This is a genomic window from Rhodoferax sp. BLA1 (genome assembly GCF_013416775.1).
GTDB lineage: Bacteria > Pseudomonadota > Gammaproteobacteria > Burkholderiales > Burkholderiaceae_C > Rhodoferax.
This window is the reverse complement of the sequence record NZ_SZVI01000004.1, coordinates 1-20,992: the sequence shown is the minus strand read 5'-3', so window position 1 is coordinate 20,992 and position 20,992 is coordinate 1. Positions and strand designations below refer to the sequence as shown.

The window sequence follows — 20,992 nt, the reverse complement described above, 5'->3', positions numbered from 1 at the left end:
CCCCATTCTTGTGAGGCTCCGATAGATCATAGGATCACCACTTAGGCTAAACAAGGCCTAAGTTAGACCTAAATTTGGCCAAAGATCAAAAACACCCGAACCCGTACCTGGGGCGAAAGCCTCCCGGCCAAGTCAGCCAAACACCCCATGCAAAAACCAGGCGGGCGCAGCACTGCTCAGCCGCTCGCGATAGATCCACAACAGCGGTGAGCTGGGGCTGCGCGCCACAAAGTAGTCGCGCAAAACAACGGGGCCAGAGGGCGGGGGTGCCTCGCCAGCAATCTGGGGTTGTGGTCCGGGGTCAGGGCGCTCAGCAGACGGCCCGGTTGGCCGCAGCACCGCCCACCAGGCGGCCTCCAGCCGCTGCGGCCCCGCCAGCAGGGTCAGCGGCCCCTGGTAATGCGGCTGCTGCTGGACCACCCGCAGCGGCAAAGGCTCGGCCAGCAGCCAGGTGGGGAACAGGGCCGTGGCCCACCCCGTTGGCACAGGGGCTCTCTTATCGGCCATGTTTGAGCCATTTTGGCCTCCAGCCCTGGTATCACAAGGGCTAATCGCTATATTTTCCGAAGTCTTCTTGTGTGCCCGATGCTGGCCCATGATGGCCACCGATGCACCACCAGCCGCTGGGCGCCAGCTCTGCATCTGTTCGGGCCGGTGGTCGGCTTGTGGCAACAGGGACAACACGTTGTGGACACCGAGTCGCGCACTCAGACGCTCGAGCAGCTGCGCCAGACTGTCGCCCTGGACTTGGTCTTCAAGCAACAGGCTGGCGCTTTGCCCCTGCAACGCCTGGATTTCCAGCGAACGCAGGCGCAGCGACAACACCGGCGCGGGCAGCGTGAGCTGACCCAGGCGCTCGGCCAGCAGGCGCAGCAGGTGGCTGGTGTCGGCACTGGCCTCGGCGCTGCGCAGCACCAATGCCCCCTGTGTCGCCGTGTTGCGGCGCACATCCATCAACCAACCCAGTTCCACCGCCAACACACCGCGCTGGCGCAGTTGCAACCAGAGCTGCAGTTGCGCCAACAGGCGGCGCGCACCAAACAACAAGGCCAGCGCACTGTCGACCGGCTGGGGCAATTCCAGCGCCGCCTCAAACACCTCGGGCAGGCTCAGCCAGGGGTAAACATCCGGGCGCAAGCCATAGGCCTGGTCGAGCGCGTCGACCAGCGCCGCACCAAAACGCCGCGCCACACCGGCACGTGGTAAGGCCCGCAACTGGCCCCAGCGGCGGCAACCCAGGCGCGCCAGCGTGGCCAGATGCGGCTGGGCCGCCGCCAGGCTGGTCAGCGGCAGTTGGTCGGGCATCAGCGGCGGCTGTGGTGGTTGCTGCGCCCGCGCAAGCGCTACCAAAGATGTATCACCCTGCCCATAGTACACAAGGGCTACCGGCTTGTTTGACTCACCAATATGACGCAACAGCGCGGCCTGGCCACCCCATAGCCGGGTGCTGCTCGACACCTCCAGCAGCACCGCGCCGCCGGACAGCACCACCTTGGGGGTGAACTGCAGCGCCCACCAGCCCAGGGCGGTGAGCGGGTCGGCCAAGTCAGCCCCCTCAGCCACGGGTGCTCCCTGCACGTCTGCAGGCACGGCCGCCACAGGCCGGGCTGCGGACTCAGGCGGCAGCCACAAGGCGATCCAGTGCATAGGCAGGCTCCGGCCAGGGTGTGGGGGTGTCCCCGGTGAGGGGCTCCGGTACAGACACAGCAGACCGGGTTGGCCCAACCCAACCCGCTGCAGACGCCAGCGGCACAGCGTTGAACGCCAACACCGCACTCAGCGCCACAGGCCGGGCTGGCAGCTGCAACACCTCGGACAGCGGCGGGCCACGCCGCTTGAGGATCTGCACTGCCAAGTCATCCTCCGGGCTTGACGCGGTTGGCGGCCCAGCTGCCACACCCAGCAGCAACCTCAACACCGCAGGGGAAGACTCGCCCTGCGCGCTGGCCGGGCGAAACACACACAACAAACAGCGGTGGGCCTGCGCCGCCAGATGCAAGCGCCGCAGATGCTCGGAGCGCACCTGCGACAGCCAGACCAGCAAGGCCGCCACCTCGCTGCAACGCAGCGCCTGCTCGGCCGCCCACAGACGCTGCGCCACGGTGCTCGCCTGCACTTGGATCAGGCGGCGCAGATCCAGCCCCTGCGCCGCCAGCGCCGGGCCAAACGGCAAATGTGGCGCCCCCACCAGCACCACGCTGCGGTTCAGCGTGGACAAGGCTGGCAGCAGCAGACGCCACTCGGCGGCATCCCCGGGCACCTGCAACACCTCACTCAGCGCCCCCAGCGGCCAGCCACCACCAGGCAGCTGGACGTCCAGCAGCGCATGGCCACTGGGCAACACACCGCCGTCGGCACTGGCAGCCTCGGCCAGGGCGTCAGCACGCCACACGGCGTCGCCAAAGCGCTCAAGCAGGGTGGAAACAGAAGACAGGGCCATAGGGTATTAGACACCAAATACTGTATGCATGAACAGTATTTTAAGATGCTTCAACCCTGCCCTCAACCCAGCCACAAGCGCCTGGGTTGCAGGCCACGCAGCTCAGCCAGCGGCAAAACGGTCACACAACAACTACAAAAAAAAGAGCTGCAACCCCTTTTCCAACAAGGGCTAGCAGCTCTTTTTTCATAAAAACCGGGTCCAGGGCGCCACCCTGGCCGTCACCCCATCCCGCAGGTGGAAGCAAGCGCCGGTTTAGCCCAACCAGCCCAGAAACCACATCACACCAACGGCCACCACCAGCATCAGCAGCAGATAGGGCCAGCTCGACGGTTTGTCGGCGTAGGGGTCGCTCAGGCTGCGTTGGGCGTTGGCAGGCAGCTGCGCAATCTGCGTGAGCGAGGTGCCAAACGGGATGTTGATGCGCGCCCGTGCATTGATGGCCCAGCCATTGGCGTCCAGGATCGGGCCCAGGTTGCGGGCACGCAACTTGAACCAGGCCAGCAACACCGCCGGGCCCGAGATCAGCAACATCACCCCCAGCAGCACCAGCGGCCACTGCCACCAGGCCAGCGAAAACAGCCCGCTGACCACCGACACCGCCATGGTGCCGACCGCGCCCAGCGCCAGCCCGATGGCGGCAAAAATACCGGCAAATTTGCCCACATCAAACGGCGGCGGCGGTGGCGGCTTGGTGGCCTCTGCGGCGGCGGTTTTGGCGCTGGCGTTCAAGGCCGCCCCCACCAGTTTGTCGTCCGCCGCTTTGGCTTTGCTGGCAGCGAGTTTTTGCATCTGGTTGCCCACGGCGCGCGCCACCTGTTTGTAAGGCGACCAGAAGGCCTGGCGCAGACTGATCGGGTGGTCAATGATCTTGGTAATGGTGGCGTCCCAGTCACGGCCCTGGCGGTCGTAAAAGACACCATTGCGCCCGACCATGAGTTGGTCCGAATCCCCCGCAGTGAAGGCAGCGGCGATGCTGAGTTTGTCGGCACCACGTACACAGTCGCAATACACCAGGCACAGCCGGGACAGGCCCGCCAGCGCGGCATGTTTGGCCGCGTCGTTGACCGCCACACACAACTCACACGAACGCCCGTCGAGGTACAGCGTGCCGATCTGGAAGGTGGCTTTGCCCTGGCGGGTGTAGAAGTCGCGAAACGCGACAAAGTTGTTGGCCAGCGGCTGCAGATCGCGCACATAACGGGCCAGTTGTTCCAGGTCACGCACACCGTCGCCCTCGGCCGTGGGGTCGGGTTTGGCCGCCAGCCAGGTGGTGTAACTGGCCAATTTGCTCTGGATGCTTTGCCAGTCAGCGGGGCTGAGCTGGTCTTGCGCACCGAGCAGCGGCGTCACCACGCTGTCGCGCAGGGTGCTGATGCGGGTCGCCCAAGCTGGGTTGAGGCCATCGGTCAAGGGCAACACAGCGTCTGAGGTGACATGGGCCAAAGGCAGGTCGCTGATGCCTGGGCTGCTGGTCTGCAGGCTGGCGGGGGCCAGGGCCTTGAGGGCGTCTTCGGACGCATTGAGCACCCCACCGGCGCGTTCATCAAAGGCGGAGAGCTGGCAGCGCGTGAAAAAGTCCTGCACCTTGCCGTCGAGTTCGGTCACCAGCGCATGGGCGGCGGCGGTGGCGTCGCCCAGCGGCAGCGCGTCATGGCCGGCGGCTTCCCATGCGGCCAGCGCACGTGCGGCGTGGCTGACCTGGGCGGCACTGGCCTCGGCCACGGTCAGCACATCGGCCTCACTCTTGCCGAGTTCGCGCGCCAGCACCAGCGCGGCGGCCTTGATCGACTTGCCGGATTCGTCATCATCACGGATCTGGGCGATCGGCACACCATCGCACTTTTGCACCAACAACTCGGGGTTGAGCAGGCGGCCATGGGCCCAGCGGATGGCGGCCAGCAGCTCGGGCGCACGCACATGGCCGTCGTTGTCGCTGTCGATGAACTGCAGGCTGCGGGCATCAAACTCGATACCCTTGACCGGGCACGACAAGGCGACCCAGAGTTTCTGGTCCAGATCACCTAGCGCCAGCAGGTCGGCCGCTGTGTCGAGTTGCACCTGGTCAAAACCACCTGCCCGGAAAAAACGCCATGGATGAGAGTCAGTGGCCACAGTGGCTCCTTGTGTGATGGAATGCCCTAGATATTAGTGCGTGTCTCGCACCCAGTAAGCCTGCATGCGCTACAAAACAAAAGCCCAGGCCAAAAACAGCACAAACCCGGCGGACCCCAGCAAAGCGTGGATGGCCAGCACCCAGGCACTCCCCTGGCGCGACCAGCGTCGGGCCAGTACCGAGGTGGCAAATCCCGTGATGACCGCCGTGGCCAACACCAGTGCGGTCGATTTGCCCAGCGCACCAGTGGCGGCAACACTGCCGTCAGGCGCACCGCGCAACAACATCACCACCATCTCCAGCCCCAACACCCCCAGTATCAGGTGAAAACCGATGTGGATCGGGTTGCTGCCCAGGCGGTGCAGAAACTGCCAGCCCATCCACAAGCCCAGGCCCATCGAGGCACTCAGCAGCAACAGCACGGGGAGCATTTGCATCACGCCACAGCCCCTGCTTCAAGACTCTGCGTCAGGCACCGATGCTCGCCCAGCGCCGACGCAGCAGCACCCAGGCCACCAGGCCAATCGACAACAGCGCCAGCGAGGTGGCCGCCAGCCCCAAAGTGGAATGCATCACCAGCGGCGCAATCACCCCGGCCACCAGACCGTTGGCGCTGGAGCCGACAAAGGCCTGCAGGCTCGAGGCCATGCCCCGCCGATCCGGGTGCAAGTCCAGCACCAGCAGGGTCACCACCGGCACCATGACCGCCCAGCCAAAGGAAAAAATCGCAATCGGGAACATCGCCCAGGCGGCATGGGCTGTGAAAAGCGCATTGGCCAGCAGATTCAGCACCGCCATGCTGAGCATGATCAAAAACCCGTAGCGAATCTGCCGTTTGGGGGCAATCCGGCCAGCCATGCGACCACTGACCCAGGCGCCGCTCATGATGCCGCTGATGGTGAGCACAAAAAACCAGAAAAACTGCGTGGGCGGCAGCGCCAGATGCTCACCCAGAAACACCGGTGCCGACAACACATACAAAAACATGCCGTTGAACGGGATGCCGCTGGCCAGCGACAGCAAGAAAAAACGCGGGTCACGCCCGAGCTGCCAGTAACCCTGCATCAGGTTGCTGATCTTGAGCGGCTGGCGGTGGCTCAGGTGCAGCGTCTCGGGCAGCAGCCGGTAGTTGGCCAGCCACAACACCACACCCACACCGGTCAGAAACCAGAACACGCTGTGCCAGCCCAGGTGGGCAAACAACACCCCACCAATCATCGGCGCCACCGCCGGTGCCACACCAAAATAGATGGTGATCTGGCTCATCACCTTTTGCGCCTGCGCGGGCGGGAACATGTCGCGCACCACCGCGCGTGACACCACAATACCCGCGCCAGTGGTCAGCCCCTGCACCGCGCGGAAAAACACCAGCTGACCAATGCTTTGAGACAGCGCACAGCCCATTGAGGCCACGGTGAAGGCGGCCAGCCCCCACAACACCACCGGCCGGCGCCCGACGCTGTCAGACAGCGCGCCATGGAACAGACTCATGAAAGCAAAACCAAACAGATACGCCGACAGCGTCTGCTGCATCTGCACCGGTGTGGCGTTGAGGGACGCGGCAATGCCCGAAAACGCGGGGATGTAGGTGTCAATCGAGAACGGCCCGAGCATGCCCAGCATGGCCAGCAGCACCGCCAGCGCCCAACGTGGCGCCTGCCAGATGTGGTGTGCGTCAGGATTCATCAGAGGCCACTTCCGGCAAAACAGCACATAAACAGAGAGAACAAAACATCAGAAAAACAAAAAGTTAGGGACCAGCGGCGGGGTCGGAGCTTGGGTGATAGATCGGGAAGGGGCGCGCCCTGAGCTCGGTAGAACAAGCAGCTTGCGCGGTTGGAGGCCCCCTCGTTGCAAGCCGCCCGGCCTGCGCCATGGGTATCCTGGGCGCCCGTGCTGCCGTCAAGCCACGGGGAGCTCGGACTTTAGCACTACCACCAGCAACACCGCTGCACCCGCAGAAATAGCACTCAAAATGGCCCGTAGCCCTTATACATAAAGGGCTTGAAGCTATTGATTTTGAATTGACGCATGGACTGCGCCACCTGAGTCAACTCAAGCCAGGGTGGCTTGGCGCACCGCGTGTTCCCACTGCGCCATCAACTCAGCAGCGCGCTGGGGTGACATGGTGGGCAAAAAGGTACGTTCGGCCTGCCACAACGATTCCAGCTCTTCCAGCGTCTGGTACACGCCAGTGCCCAGGCCCGCCAGATAGGCCGCGCCCAGCGCGGTGGTCTCAACCACCTTGGGCCGGACCACCGGCACACCGAGCAGGTCCGCCTGGAACTGCATCAGCAGGTCGTTGACGCTGGCGCCACCGTCCACCCGCAATTCGGTGATCGGGGCACTTTGGCCGGCGGCAGCATCCCTGCCCATGGCGCCCAGCAGCGCGGCGCTTTGAAAGGCGATGCTCTCGAGCGCGGCGCGGGCAATATGCCCCAGGCCGGTGCCACGTGTCAGGCCCACAATGGCACCCCGCGCCTCGGGCTCCCAATACGGCGCACCCAGGCCGGTGAAGGCCGGCACAAACACCACACCACCCGAGTCCGGCACACTTTGCGCCAACGCTTGCACTGCGGTGCTGGAGTCAATCGCACGCAGGCCGTCACGCAGCCACTGCACCACCGCCCCACCGATAAAAACACTGCCCTCCAGCGCGTATTGCGGGCCAGCGCCCACCTGCGCGGCACGGGTGGTGAGCAGCCCGTTGCCCGAGGTTTGCAACTGCGACTCGGTGTGCATCAGCAAAAAACAACCCGTGCCATAGGTGTTCTTGGCCAGGCCTTTTCGAAAACAGGCCTGCCCAAACAGCGCACTTTGTTGGTCACCGGCGATACCGGCAATCGGGACCGACTGCCCAAACAGGCTGGCATCGGTTTCACCAAACACGTGGGACGACGGGAACACCTGTGGGAGCAACTGAGGTGGCACCTGCAGCAGGTTCAGCAGCTCCGGGTCCCACTGGCCGGTGCGGATGTTGAACAGCATGGTGCGTGAGGCATTGCTGACATCGGTGGCGTGCACCCGCCCGCCGGTCAATTGCCAGAGCAACCAGCTGTCGATGGTGCCAAAAGCCAGTTCACCACACTCGGCAGCGGCGCGTGCACCAGGCACATGGTCCAGGATCCAGCCCACCTTGGTGCCGGAAAAATAGGCGTCCAGCACCAGCCCGGTACGTTCCTGGATGTTGGCCGCCTGACCCTGGTCACGCAAGCGCTGGCAATCGGGCTCGGTGCGGCGGTCCTGCCAGACGATGGCCTGGTGTAACGGCACACCGGTGCGCCGGTTCCAGACCACGGTGGTTTCGCGCTGGTTGGTGATGCCGATGGCCTTGACCTGGGCCGCGCTGATGCCCGCGCGCAACAAAGCGTCTTTGGCGGTGGCCAGCTGGTTGGCCCAGATCTCCATCGGGTCATGCTCCACCCAGCCAGGCTGGGGGTAAATCTGGCGCAACTCGCGCTGGGCCGAGGCCACCACGCGACCGGCGCGGTCAAAAACGATGCTGCGAGAGCTGGAGGTGCCCTGGTCCAGGGCCAAAAGGTAGGTCATGGTGACGTGAAAAGAAAAAGTAGATCAGGGAGTGATGACACAACGCACACCGGCTTCGTCAAGCAGTGTGTCAAAAGGTGATGGCGGAGCCAGGTCGGTAAACAGCACATCCACCTGGTCGATGCGCGCCACCTCCGCCATGGCGGGGCGGTTGAATTTGCTGTGGTCGGCGGCCAGCCAGACCTCACGTGCGCGCTCGACGATGGCCCGCGCCACCGACACCTCCCGGTAGTCGAAATCACGCAAGGTGCCGTCGGCCTCGATACCCGAGATGCCGATCAGGCCGATGTCGACCTTGAACTGGCGGATGAAGTCCACCGTGGCTTCACCCACGATGCCGTTGTCACGCGAACGCACCACGCCCCCCGCCACAATCACTTCGAAATCCGGGTTGGCCGCCAGGATGGTGGCCACATTGAGGTTGTTGGTGATCACCCGCAGGTCCTTGCGGCGCAGCAGTTCACGCGCCACCGCTTCGGTGGTGGTGCCGATGTTGATGATCAGCGAACAGCCGTCCGGCACCGCGTCGGCCACGGCGCAGGCGATGCGGTGTTTGGCCACATCGTTGAGCAATTTGCGCTGACGGTAGGCGATGTTCTCGGTGGTGGAACTGGGCAGACGGGCACCGCCATGAAACCGTGACAACAAGCCCGCGTCCGACAGCAACTTGACGTCACGGCGCACGGTCTGCAGGGTGACCCCAAACTGCTCGGCCAGCGCCTCGACACTGACCGAACCAAGCTCCTGCACCTTGCTGAGCATGGCGAACTGACGAGGATTCGGGTTGAAGTTCATAAACAATCCAAAGCGGAGACCATGACCCACACTATCGTTGAATTGATTCGTTTTAGGCTCTAGGGTTTTCCCTATTGTTCGTTTTTTACAAATCCACTCCAATAAAGAACATAAACGAAATTCAACCGAACCCATGAACGATCAATCAAGGGAATCTTCCACCGCCAGCTACGACGTCCTGGTGGTTGGGGGTGGCATCAACGGCGTGGGCATCGCACGTGACCTGGCCGGTCGTGGTCTGTCGGTGCTGTTGGCCGAAAAAGATGATCTGGCCGCACACACCTCGTCAGCCTCCACCAAACTGATCCATGGTGGTTTGCGTTACCTTGAATACTATGAGTTCGGGCTGGTGCGCAAGGCCCTGGCCGAGCGTGAGGTGTTGCTGCGCAGTGCCCCCCACATCATGTGGCCGCTGCGTTTTGTCATGCCGCATGACCCCGCCATGCGCCCCGCCTGGATGATCCGCATCGGCCTGTTCCTGTATGACCACCTGGCTCGGCGCGAGCTGCTGCCCGGCTCGCGCGGCTTGAATTTGCAAAAACACCCGGCTGGTGCGCCACTACAGCCCCGTTTCAAACAAGGCTTTGAGTACTCCGATGGCTGGGTCGACGACGCCCGGCTGGTGGTGCTGCTGGCCATGGATGCGGCAGAGCGCGGCGCTCGCATTAACACCCGCTGTGAGGTGACTCAGGTGCAGCGCAGCGGCGACAGCGGATGGCAGGTGAGCCTGCGCCATCAAGACGGGCACATTGAGCCGGTTCAGGCCCGCGCGGTGGTGAACGCCACCGGCCCCTGGGCCAGCCAGTTTCTGCGTGACAGCGCACAACACAAAGCGGTGCGCGCACTGCGGCATGTCAAGGGCAGCCACATTGTGGTGCCCAAAATGTTTGACCACCCCTACGCCTACATTTTCCAGAACGCCGACCGGCGCATCATCTTCGCGATTCCCTATGAGCGCGACTTCACCCTGATTGGCACCACCGACATCGAGTACCACGGTGGCCTGGATGCGGTGCGTATCGACCCGGACGAAATCAGCTACCTGTGTGAGCAGGCCAGCCGCTACTTTCAGAAACCCGTTCGCGAACAGGATGTGGTCTGGAGTTACTCCGGCGTCAGGCCCCTACTCGATGCGGCAGAAGGCACCGACGCCTCGGCCGTCACACGGGACTACGAACTCGAACTCGACACCCAGGCCGCACCCTTGATGTCGGTGTGGGGCGGCAAGATCACCACCTTCCGCAAACTCGCCGAAGAAGCCTCTGACCGCCTGTGTGCCGCACTGGGCGCGGGCCGCGCCGCCTGGACCGCACACGCCAGTTTGCCGGGCGCCGACCTGGACCAGGGCCTTGACCTGCCCACAGGCTCACCCGAGGCCATGCCACAGGCGCTGGAGAGATTGGTGCGCGCGCACCCGGAATTGCCCCCTGCGCTGTTGCAGCGCTGGCTGCGCGCTTATGGTTCACGGCTGCAGACCTTTCTGCAAGCCGGTGATTTGGGCCAGCAAGTCGCGCCAGGCTTGTTCGAGGCCGAACTGCACTATTTGCACCAACACGAGTGGGCGCGTTGTGCTGAGGATGTGCTGTGGCGGCGCAGCAAACTGGGCCTGCATCTGGATGCAACAGCACGCCAACAGGTGGCCACCTGGTGCCAGGAACACTGGCCTGCATCCCACCCCGATTGACCCCCGACATTTTCCCAAACCACGCCCACGGGCGCATACACACTAGGAGAACTTGCGATGAAATTGACAACACTTGCGGCAACACTGTTGCTGGCTGGCATGGGCGCCACCAGCGCCTGGGCACAAACACAGACGCTGCGCCTGGCGCACGGTCTCAATGACAAACACCCGGTGCATCTGGCCATGGTGCGTTTTGCCGAGTTGGCCAAACAAAAATCCAACGGCGAACTCGAGGTCAAGGTTTTCCCCAACGGCACCCTGGGCCAGGAGCGTGAAACGCTGGAGCAAGTGCAAAACGGCATTCTGGAGATGACCAAGGCCAGCGCCTCGCCGCTGGAAACCTTTGCCCCGGAATACAAGGTATTCAACCTGCCCTTTGTGTTCCGCAACAAAGACCATTTTTTCAAAGTGCTCGACGGCAAGGTGGGCGAGACCATCCTGAACGCCTCCAAAAGCCGGGGCTTCATCGGCCTGACCTTTTATGACTCGGGTGCCCGCAGCTTCTACGCCAAAAAAGTCATCAACACACCTGATGACCTCAAAGGCATGAAGATCCGCGTGCAGCAAAGCCCGACCACCATCAAGATGATCCAGGCGCTGGGCGCCTCCCCCACCCCCATGGCCTGGGGTGAGGTGTATTCCGCCTTGCAAGCCGGTGTGGTGGATGGTGCAGAGAACAATGTCACCGCTTTGACCACCGGTCGCCACGGCGAAGTCAGCAAATTCTTCTCGCAAACCGAACACCAGATGGTGCCCGACGTGCTGGTGATTTCCACCGCCAAGTGGGACAGCTTGAAGAAACCTTTGCAAGATGCGCTGAGCTCAGCCGCCCACGAGTCCTTTGTTTACCAACGTGGTCTGTGGGCTGAGGCCGAAAAAACCGAGGCGGTTGCCGCAGAAAAAATGGGTGTGAAGTTCAGCACCCCCGCCAAACAACCGTTTGTGGACAAGGTCAAATCCATGATCGAGGAAGAGCGCAAAAACGCACGTGTGGCAGGTTTGCTCGACCAGATTGCCGCCACTCGCTAAACCGTCCAGGAAAACATCATGCTGAGATTGCTGCGAACCGGGATCGACCGCCTGTTACAGGCCGGGTTGATTCTTTCTTTCACCGTGCTGGCGCTGTGTGTGATCTGGCAGGTGGTTAGCCGCTATGCGCTGGGCAACCCGTCCATCTTCACGGAGGAAGTGTCCCGGTTTGCAGTGATCTGGCTCAGCCTGCTCGGAACGGCCTACGCCTGCGGGCGACTGGAGCACATGGCCTACGACATGTTGGCCGAAAAACTGCAAGGCCAGGCCTTGCTGACGCATATGCGCGCGGTGGCGGCCCTGGTGCTGGTCTTTTCAGCTTCGGTGTTTTTATATGGCGGCCTCAAGCTAGTACTGCGTGCTTTTGAGGTGGAGCAGTTCTCGGCCACGCTGGAGGTGCCGATGGGCTACGTCTACAGCTGCATTCCGATCGCGGGTGCCTGCATCGTGTTCTACCAGATCGGCATTTTGTTGAACCCGGCCAGTTTCAAACGGGTCAATGAAGTGGACGATGCGATTGAGCACGTGAACAAGGAGCTGGCCGCATGAACGCACTGATGATTCTGGGCGTGGTGTTCACGCTGCTCTTGTTGTTTGGGGTGCCGGTGAGTTTTTGTATTGGCATCGCCACGGTGCTGGCGCTGTTCACCGTGACACCGTCGATTGATACCGCCTTGATCGTGTCGGCCCAACGCGTGGCGTCCAGTCTGGACAACTTCACGCTGGTGGCGATTCCGCTGTTCATTCTGGCCGGCGGCCTCATGAACACCGGCGGTATCGCGCTGCGGTTGATTGATCTGGCCAAGGTATTGGTGGGCTGGTTGCCGGGCTCGTTGGCGCAAATTTCGGTGGTGGCCAATGCGCTGTTTGGCGCCATCTCTGGCTCAGCCGTGGCCAGTGCGGCCAGTGTGGGCTCGACCATGTCGCCCTTACAACGCAAGGCCGGTTACAACATGCCGATCTGCGCCGCCGCCAATGTGGCCGCATCGCCTTGCGGCTTGCTGATCCCGCCCTCGGGGGCACTGATCATTTATTCGCTGATCTCGGGCGGCACACCGGTGGATGTGTTGTTTGTGGCGGGTTACATCCCGGGCATCCTGATGGCCTTGTCGATCATGGTCTGGATACACATTCTGGCCAAGCGCGGCGACCTGCCCAACGATGTGCACCACTACACCCGCCAAGAAGCCCTGCTGGCACTCTGGCGCGCCCTGCCCGCCTTGGCCATGGTGCTGATCATCATGGGTGGCATCGTGGGTGGTGTCTTCACCGCCACCGAGGCCGCCGGTACCGCCGCGCTCTACACCCTGGTGCTCAGCCTGCTGTATCGCAGCCTGACCTGGCGCAAATTGTTCGATGCCATGCTCAATGCCGCCGTTGGCACCGCCGTGGTGATGCTGATGGTGGGTGTGTCCATGACGATGTCGTGGTTGCTGGCCAGCACCGGCTCGATCACCGTGCTGAGTGAAGCCATCACCAGTTTCTCAGACAACCCGATTGTGTTGCTGGCGCTCTTCAACGTGTTGTTGCTGCTGTTGGGCACATTCCTGGACATCACCCCTGGCTTGCTGATCTTTACCCCGATCTTTTTGCCGGTGGCGATGCAGCTCGGCATCTCGCCGGTGCATTTCGGCATCATCATCACCTTCAACCTGTGTATTGGCATTGCCACCCCACCGGTGGGTAGCACCTTGTTTGTCGCGGCACGTATGGCCAATGTCACGCTGTCACAGCTGACCCGCCCCCTCTTGCCCATGTTCGCCTTCCTGATCGCAGCCTTGCTGCTGGTCACCTACATTCCGGCGCTGTCCTTGTGGCTGCCCCAAATGGTGCTCGGCAAAGTTGGCTAACTGAAAAAAACCTATGAGACTCGACCAAGCCCCCCTCTTCTCACTTGACCCCGCCTGCAGTGGCAACCATCTGGTGCTGCGCAGCGCCCAGGGCGCCCTGGCCCATGTGTTTGTGCTCGAACACGACATCGTCCGTCTGATGGTGTTGCCCGATGCCAAACTGCACTTTCCCCGCACCTGGGCCATTGCGCCCGGTCTGGACGACATCGCAGCCGAAGGCCGTGACCGTTTTGACCTCTCGGGTTTTGCACTGCCAGACTTTGAACTGACCCAGGATACCGACACCCTCACCGTCACCACCCGCGACCTGCGCCTGAACATCCAGCTCAAAGGCCTGTTCTGCCGCTGGGAGGTCAAACGCGGTGGTGTCTGGCAAGCTGCGGCCAATGACCGCCCTACCCAGGCCTACAACTTTGGCTGGTGGGACCAGCGTGTTTACCACTACCTGCAACGCGAACGCGGTGAGATGTACTTCGGCCTGGGTGAGCGCACCGGCCTGGCCAACCGCGCCGGTCAGCGTTACCAGATGTGCAACCTGGACCCGATGGGTTACGACGCCCGCAGCACCGACCCGCTGTACAAACACATCCCGTTTTACCTGACGCACAAGCCAAGCAGCGGTGTGTGTTTTGGCCTGTTCTACGACACCTTGTCCGAGTGTGTGTTCGACATGGGCAAGGAAATGGACAACTACCATGGCCACTACCGCTACTTTGTGGCCGAACATGGTGACCTGGACCTCTACTTCATCGCGGGCGACGGCCCGGCCGCCATCACCCAGCGCTACACCTGGCTGACCGGCCGACCGGTGTTTGCACCGAAATATTCGCTGGGCTACTCGGGCTCGACCATGAGTTACACCGATGCACCCAATGCGCAGGAGCGCATGGGCGAGTTTCTGGCGCGCTGCCAGGAACACAACATCGCCTGTGAGTCCTTCCATCTGTCCTCGGGTTACACCTCGATTGGTGGCAAACGTTACGTCTTCCACTGGAACCGCGACAAGTTCCCCGACCCGGCCGATTTTGCCGCCAGTTACCTGGCGAAAGGTGTTCGCCTGTGTGCCAACATCAAACCCGCGCTCTTGCACGACCACCCGCGTTTTGCCGAGGCGGCCGCAGCGGGCCTGCTGATCCAGGACCCGGATGGCCAACCCACTGCCGTGCAGTTCTGGGACGACACCGGCGCTTACCTCGACTTCACCAACCCGGCCACCATCACCTGGTGGAAAGAGCTCGTGACCGAGAGCCTGTTGGAGACCGGCATTGCCGCCACCTGGAACGACAACAACGAGTACGAAATCTGGAGCACCCAGGCCCGCATGTTTGGCTTTGGTGAAGCACGTCCGGCGGTCGAGGCCAGGTCCTTGCAAACACTGCTGATGATGCAAGCCTCCCACCAGGCGCAGCGGGCTTTTGCCCCAGATGAGCGGCCCTGGCTGATCTCGCGCTCGGGCGCACCGGGCATGCAGCGCCATGTGCAAACCTGGTCGGGAGACAACTACACCAGCTGGGACACGCTGCGTTTCAACATCCGCATGGGCTTGGGCTTGGCGCTCTCAGGCGTGTCCAACACTGGGCATGACATTGGTGGTTTTTCCGGGCCGGCACCCGGACCCGAACTCTTGCTGCGCTGGGTGCAGAACGGCATTTTCCTGCCCCGCTTTTCCATCCACTCCTGGAACGATGACGGCACGGTGAACGAGCCCTGGATGTACCCCGAGATCACAGCCCGCATCCGTGAGCTGATCGCCTTGCGGGTGCGCCTGACGCCTTACCTGTACCACCTGCTGTGGCGCTCCCACTCGGCCTACGAGCCGATGATCCGCCCGACCTTCCACGACTTTCCGGCGGACGCGCAGACCTGGGCCGAAAACGACGACATGTTGCTCGGACCCAATCTGCTGGTGGCATCGGTGGTGGAGCCCGGCGCCACACAACGACGTGTCTGGCTGCCCGCTGGCAGCGACTGGTGTGACTTCTGGAGCGGCCAGCGGCACCACGGTGGCCAATGGCTGACCCTGGACGCACCGCTGGACAGCAGCACACCGCCTCTGCTGGCGCGTGCAGGCTGCGCCATCCCGCTGAACCTGGCACCGGTGCATTTTGGGCAAACGGATGATGTGCGCGGTTTTCAGCTGTTCCCGCTGGAAAACGGGTCGTTCGAGGCCACATGTTTTGAGGACGACGGCCACAGCCAGCGTTACCAGCAGGGCCAGCACGGCCTGTGGTCACTCTTGGTGAATGGCAATAGCGAGGCACTGCGTGTGCAGATCAGCTGGCAAGGCGCCACCGCACCGGCCAGCCCAGAACTACAGCTGTTGGTGCCCCGCCTGGACCCGCGCCCAGTGGGTGTGACAGGCGCCCGCGTCTTGTCCGAGACCCTGGTGGGCGACTGGCGCCACCTGACACTGCGGCTGCCCACAGCGGGGCAATCCGCCTGACACAGTTATAGGTAAAAATGGCCATCAGCCCTTATCCATCAAGGGCAGACAGCTATCAGTTTTAAGAAAGCCGCCCCACCGAAACACATCGGTGGGGCGGCTTTTTCTTTGAGTGACCTTGTCCCTATTTGTCTGAGCGCTGCTGCTCCAACGCCGACACACTGAGGTCGATGGCCGGACCTGGCACGCGGCGGCGCCCCAGCCACTTGCCAACCACCACCACCAGTGCCGCACCCGCAGCGCCGAACAGGTGGTGTGCGTAAGGCAGGCCTTTGGCGATTGCTTCAGGCGTGGCCTGGTCGCTCAGCAACATGCCCCCGGCAATCCAGCCCAGCAACGCCGCACCCAGCGTGATCACCACCGGGAAGCGGTCCATCAAGCTCAGCACCAGTTTGCTGCCCCACACCACAATCGGGATCGACACCAGGATGCCAAAGGTGACCAGCACCATCGAGCCGTGCGAGGCACCGGCCACCGCAATCACGTTGTCCAGGCTCATCACCGCGTCGGCCACCACAATGGTTTTGATGGCCGCCATCAGCGTGGTGCCGCCATCAATGCTGTCGTGACCCTCATCGTGTTCAGGCAACATCAGCTTGATGCCAATCCACAGCAACAGCAGACCACCCACGATCTTCAGATACGGCACGGCCAGCAGCTTCAGGGCAAAAAAGATCATCACCACACGCAGGCCAATGGCACCCACCACGCCCCAGAAAATACCTTTGTTGCGTTGTTCAGGGGGCAATTTGCGGCAGGCCAGGGCGATCACCACCGCGTTGTCGCCGCCCAGCATGATGTCGATGATGATGATCTGGAGGACGGCGATCCAGAACAGGGAAGAAGTGAAGTCAGGCATGGTCGAAGACTAGGGTCAGAAAAGGCTGCAGTGCGCGCATGGCAGGCGCAGGCAAGGTGAATGGAGGCTTGGCGTTGGGAACAGCTTGGGGTGGTGCGCGGTGTTTTGTAAGACACCGGATGAATGCACCAAGGTTTACCTATCAAAATGGCTTCGAGCCCTTATTCAACAAGGGCGTTCAGCTATCAATTTTCATGATTCTAACAGGCGCAGATCACCCAACACGCAACAACTGTTTGAGGCCCCAAAACGGCACAGGCCCAGTCCAAAAAATCGGACTGGGCCTGTGCTTGCGGCTTGGGTTGTGGGCGGCGTCTGAGCTATCAGACCCCGCCCGGCAAACCTGTTGTCAACGGGTTTAATTCAACAACAGGCCTGGCAACCACAAAGAGATCGCGGGGATATAGGTCACGGCCATCAACACCGCAAACAGCGCGAAGAAAAACGGAATCAAGGCTTTCACCACCGTCTCAATCGGCAGCTTGGCCACCGCAGCCCCCACAAACAACACCCCACCCACGGGCGGTGTGATCAGGCCCATGGCCAGGTTCAACATCATGATCATGCCAAAGTGCACCGGGTCCACACCCAGGGTGGTCACGATTGGCAACAGGATCGGGGTCATGATCAGAATCAGCGGGGCCATGTCCATCAAGGTGCCCAGCAACAACAGCAAGATGTTGATCATCATCAGCACCACATACTTGTCGTTGGAGACGCTGGTGAACATGTCGGTGATCTGCTGCGGGATCTGCATCAAGGTCATGACGTAACCAAAGGCGGCGGCAAAACCGATCAGGATCATCACAATCGCCAAGGTTTTGACGGTGCGGTGCACCAGCTTGGGCAACTCGCTCCACTTGTAGTCACGGTAGACAAACATGGTGATCGAAAACGCCCACAACACGGCCACAGCGGCCGACTCGGTCGCAGTAAACACGCCGGACAAAATGCCCCCCAGGATGATGAAAATGGTCATCAGGCCCCAGAGCGCATCCACCACAATCTTCAGCGCTTCTTTCATCGGGATCACACGGCCCTTGGGAAAGTCCTTTTTCTTGGCGATGAACAGGCACATGATGGCCAAGGTCAAGCCCAGGATCAAACCGGGCAACACACCGGCCAGGAACAGCGCCGCAATCGACACCGAACCACCGGCCGCCAGCGAATAAATCACCGCGTTGTGGCTGGGCGGGATCAGAATCGCCTGTACCGAGCCGCTGATGGTGACCGCCGTGGCAAATTCACGTGGGTAACCTTTCTTTTCCATCTCAGGAATCAACACCGAGCCGATCGAGGCCGTGTCAGCCATCGACGAGCCGGAAATCGCACCAAAGAAGGTCGAGGCCAGGATGTTCACAATCGACAGACCGCCGCGCACAAAGCCTACCAGCACACCGGCAAACGCCACCAGCCGGTTGGCCATGCCTCCTTCGGCCATGATGGCCCCGGCCAGCACAAAGAACGGAATCGCCAGCAACGAGAACTTGTTCACGCCGCCCGCAATACCAATCATGATGGCATCCGGCGGGATATCGATGTACCAGCCGCCAATCAGTGCCGACAGGCCCATGGCATACGCCACCGGCATCCCCAGCAGGATCAGCACCATGAATGAACCGAGCAATACGAGTGCGTCCATCAGACCACCTCTTCTTTCTTCTCATGGTCAAACGTCACCACAGCGCGGTTGCCCTGCGGACCAAAAACCATATGTTCCAACACAAAAATCAGGGTGGTCAAACCGCCCAACGGCACTGGCAAATAGGTCACACCGACCGGCATCCAAGGCAGTTGCCCGATGACCTGGCCCATGGTTTCCACACACAGCTTGGTGCCATACACCAGGGTAAACAGGGCCACGATCAGCATCAAGAGTTCGATCAAAATGGCCAGCGGACGCTGAACGCTCTTAGGCAAACGTTCGGTCACCATGGCGACCGCAATGTGGCCACGGGCGCGATACGCAGCCGATGCGCCAAAAAATGTAAACACGACCATCAGCATCACTGCCACAGGTTCGGGCCAGGGTGAGCCAGTGCCCAGGACGTAACGGGCAAAAATGCCCCAGGGGACGATCAACGTCATGATCAAGACCGAGATACCTGAAGCCCAGATACAGGTCAGATAGAGGATGTCGTTAAAGTGCAGTATTTTGTTTTTCATGGCAATGCCTGACAGTATTCACGAGGCCCGATGCAGCTGCACCGGGCCTGTATCAACCAGAGAGTTACTTGGTGTCGCTGATGCGTTTCATCAGGTCAGTGAACTTGGCACCGTATTTGGCGCGCACCGGAGCGGTGGCTTCATAAAACAGTTTTTGGTCCACTGGAACGAACTCAATGCCGGCGGCTTTGAGCTTGGCGGAGTAGTCAGCCACGCTCTTGTCCCACAACACACGTTGTTCGAGTTGCGCTTCGTGCGACACTTTTTTCACCAGAGCCTTGTCAGCGTCTGACAGTTTGTCCCAAGTCACCTTGGACATCACCAAAATTTCAGGGATGATCAAGTGGTTGGTCTGAGCGTAGTACTTGGTACCAGCGGTGTAATGGTTGGAGGTGAACAGGCTAGGCGCATTGTTTTCAGCGCCGTCGATCACACCGGTTTGCAAGGCACTGAACACCTCGCCATAACCCATGGAGATGCCATTGCCGCCCATGGCGTTCATGGTGTCCACAAACAGCGGGTTACCCATCATGCGAACCTTCATGCCTTTGAGATCGGCCGGGGTTTGCACTTTTTTCTTGGTGTACAGGCTGCGGGCGCCGCCGTCCATCCAGGCCAGACCAATCATGCGGCCAGAGCTGTTGCTCACCTTTTCCAACAATTCAGCACCAATGGGGCCATCAATCACGGCACGCATGTGGGCGATGTCACGGAACACGAAGGGCATGTTGAACACGTCAACTTCGGGCACGATCGGGCCAATCACACCGAGCGAAATGCGGGCGATCTGGACAGCGCCAATCTGCACTTGCTCAACCACGGCTTTTTCTTCACCCAACACGGCGCCAGGGAACATTTTCAGCGTGATGCGGCCTTTGGTGGCGGCATCAAGCTTTTTGCCCATGCTCTCAACGGCCACCACATTGGGATAACCCGCCGGGTGTGTATCAGAGGCTTTGAACACTACGTTTTGCGCACTGGCGGTAAAACCAGCTGACAGTGCAACAACAGCTACAGCGGCTGCGAGAAGGCTTCTGCGAAAGGTCATGAGGATCTCCTTGATTGACCAGGTTGAAAAAACTAACAGGTACAGAGAAAAACACCGGCTCCTAAAAGCCGATAGAGGGGGAACTCGTTCAAAAAACTCACAAGACGATCAGCTGGGCTGCTTGGTCGAGGACGGGGTGGCTTCGGGCGCGTATTTACTCACCGCTTCCCACAAGCCGTTCAGGTACACCGCACCGAGTGCGCGGTCATACAAGCCATAACCGGGCTTGCCGGTCTCACCCCAGATCATGCGCCCATGGTCAGGACGCCAGTAACCCTCAAAGCCCACATCGTGGTAGGCCTTGACAATGGCCGCCATGTCCAGCGAGCCATCACAGGAGTTGTGGGTGGACTCGTAGAAGGTGCCATCGGGCTCGACCTTGACGTTGCGCAGGTGACCAAAGTGGATACGGCCCTGGCCACCAAACTCTTTGACCAAGGACGGGATGTTGTTGCACAGATCCGCACCCAGGGAGCCTGAGCACAGGGTCAGGCCGTTGGAGGAGGAATCCACAATCTTGACCAAGCGCGCCAAGTCATCACGGTTCTTGACAATGCGTGGCAGGCCAAAGATCGGGCGCGGTGGGTCGTCCGGGTGCATGGCCATCTTGATGCCCACTTCTTCGGCCACCGGGATGATGGCTTTGAGGAAGTATTCCAGGTTGGCCCACAAGGCTTCTTCGTCGACGGCCTTGTAGTCGGCCAGCAGGGCCTTGAGTTGTTCAGGTTTGTAGCTGGCATCCCAGCCCGGCAGGGAGATGCCCTTCTCCGGGTCAATCTTGGCCACCGCGTCTGCATCAAAGGCCAGGGTGAAGGAGCCGTCCGGCAGCTGTTTGGCCATCTCGGTGCGGGTCCAGTCAAACACCGGCATGAAGTTGTAACAAATGACCTTCACACCCACCGCTGCGCAGTTGCGGATGTTTTGCTGGAAGTTGGCAATCAGGCGGTCACGGCTGGGTTTGCCCAGTTTGATGTCTTCGTGGGTGGGCACACTCTCAACCACTTCAAACTTGA

General features: G+C 61.3%; 17 protein-coding genes. 5 read left to right on the top strand and 12 right to left on the bottom strand.

Going from position 1 to position 20,992, the window contains the following annotated elements; genetic code table 11:
* Positions 1-132: 132 nt before the first annotated feature.
* From FDG13_RS05045 to FDG13_RS05015, 7 genes are all read right to left on the bottom strand, one after another.
* On the bottom strand, positions 133-1,647 hold the full coding sequence (locus FDG13_RS05045) for a DNA polymerase Y family protein (protein ID WP_255435105.1): 1,515 nt from the start codon (positions 1,645-1,647) through the stop codon (positions 133-135).
* Complete coding sequence (gene imuA / locus FDG13_RS05040) at positions 1,616-2,440, bottom strand: translesion DNA synthesis-associated protein ImuA (RefSeq protein WP_180125727.1); 825 nt, start codon at positions 2,438-2,440, stop codon at positions 1,616-1,618. The genes FDG13_RS05045 and imuA overlap by 32 nt, the downstream gene beginning before the upstream one ends.
* Before the next feature lie 255 nt (positions 2,441-2,695).
* Positions 2,696-4,555, bottom strand: coding sequence for a hypothetical protein (locus FDG13_RS05035; protein WP_180125726.1), 1,860 nt, complete (start codon positions 4,553-4,555; stop codon positions 2,696-2,698).
* A gap of 69 nt (positions 4,556-4,624) precedes the next feature.
* A complete protein-coding gene (locus tag FDG13_RS05030) occupies positions 4,625-4,993 on the bottom strand; it encodes a hypothetical protein (RefSeq protein ID WP_180125725.1) in 369 nt (122 codons plus the stop codon).
* Positions 4,994-5,024: 31 nt separating this feature from the next.
* On the bottom strand, positions 5,025-6,242 hold the full coding sequence (locus tag FDG13_RS05025) for a multidrug effflux MFS transporter (RefSeq protein ID WP_180125724.1): 1,218 nt from the start codon (positions 6,240-6,242) through the stop codon (positions 5,025-5,027).
* 369 nt (positions 6,243-6,611) lie between these two features.
* Positions 6,612-8,105, bottom strand: a complete 1,494-nt coding sequence (gene glpK / locus FDG13_RS05020; protein ID WP_180125723.1) for a glycerol kinase GlpK — start codon at positions 8,103-8,105, stop codon at positions 6,612-6,614.
* A 24-nt stretch (positions 8,106-8,129) separates the two neighbouring features.
* Positions 8,130-8,900: a DeoR/GlpR family DNA-binding transcription regulator gene (locus FDG13_RS05015; RefSeq protein ID WP_180125722.1), complete on the bottom strand. Its 771-nt coding sequence runs from the start codon at positions 8,898-8,900 to the stop codon at positions 8,130-8,132.
* Positions 8,901-9,033: 133 nt separating this feature from the next.
* Here FDG13_RS05015 and glpD point away from each other — a divergent pair, with 133 nt between their 5' ends.
* From glpD to FDG13_RS04990, 5 genes are read left to right on the top strand one after another with little or no spacing between them, the layout of a single operon-like run.
* Complete coding sequence (glpD, locus tag FDG13_RS05010) at positions 9,034-10,584, top strand: glycerol-3-phosphate dehydrogenase (protein ID WP_180125721.1); 1,551 nt, start codon at positions 9,034-9,036, stop codon at positions 10,582-10,584.
* Positions 10,585-10,641: 57 nt separating this feature from the next.
* Positions 10,642-11,613 (top strand): TRAP transporter substrate-binding protein, encoded by a 972-nt coding sequence (locus FDG13_RS05005; protein ID WP_180125720.1) that lies wholly within the window; start codon positions 10,642-10,644, stop codon positions 11,611-11,613.
* An 18-nt stretch (positions 11,614-11,631) separates the two neighbouring features.
* Positions 11,632-12,162, top strand: coding sequence for a TRAP transporter small permease (locus FDG13_RS05000; protein WP_180125719.1), 531 nt, complete (start codon positions 11,632-11,634; stop codon positions 12,160-12,162).
* Positions 12,159-13,463 carry a TRAP transporter large permease gene (locus FDG13_RS04995; protein WP_180125718.1) on the top strand — a complete coding sequence of 435 codons (1,305 nt, stop codon included), beginning with the start codon at positions 12,159-12,161 and terminating at the stop codon, positions 13,461-13,463. The genes FDG13_RS05000 and FDG13_RS04995 overlap by 4 nt, the downstream gene beginning before the upstream one ends.
* A gap of 13 nt (positions 13,464-13,476) precedes the next feature.
* Positions 13,477-15,906 (top strand): TIM-barrel domain-containing protein, encoded by a 2,430-nt coding sequence (locus tag FDG13_RS04990; protein WP_180125717.1) that lies wholly within the window; start codon positions 13,477-13,479, stop codon positions 15,904-15,906.
* 124 nt (positions 15,907-16,030) lie between these two features.
* Here the strand turns inward: FDG13_RS04990 and FDG13_RS04985 are convergent, their stop codons facing one another.
* The 5 genes from FDG13_RS04985 to uxuA form a co-directional block, all read right to left on the bottom strand.
* A complete protein-coding gene (locus FDG13_RS04985) occupies positions 16,031-16,765 on the bottom strand; it encodes a TerC family protein (RefSeq protein WP_180125716.1) in 735 nt (244 codons plus the stop codon).
* Between the two features lie 358 nt (positions 16,766-17,123).
* Entirely contained in the window at positions 17,124-18,407 is a 1,284-nt protein-coding gene (locus FDG13_RS04980; protein WP_180125715.1) for a TRAP transporter large permease, read from the bottom strand.
* Positions 18,407-18,931, bottom strand: a complete 525-nt coding sequence (locus tag FDG13_RS04975; protein WP_180125714.1) for a TRAP transporter small permease — start codon at positions 18,929-18,931, stop codon at positions 18,407-18,409. The genes FDG13_RS04980 and FDG13_RS04975 overlap by 1 nt, the downstream gene beginning before the upstream one ends.
* A gap of 64 nt (positions 18,932-18,995) precedes the next feature.
* Positions 18,996-19,979, bottom strand: coding sequence for a TRAP transporter substrate-binding protein (locus tag FDG13_RS04970; RefSeq protein ID WP_180125713.1), 984 nt, complete (start codon positions 19,977-19,979; stop codon positions 18,996-18,998).
* A gap of 108 nt (positions 19,980-20,087) precedes the next feature.
* Positions 20,088-20,992 (bottom strand): mannonate dehydratase (gene uxuA, locus FDG13_RS04965; RefSeq protein WP_180125712.1); only part of this gene is annotated, 905 nt, incomplete at its 5' end.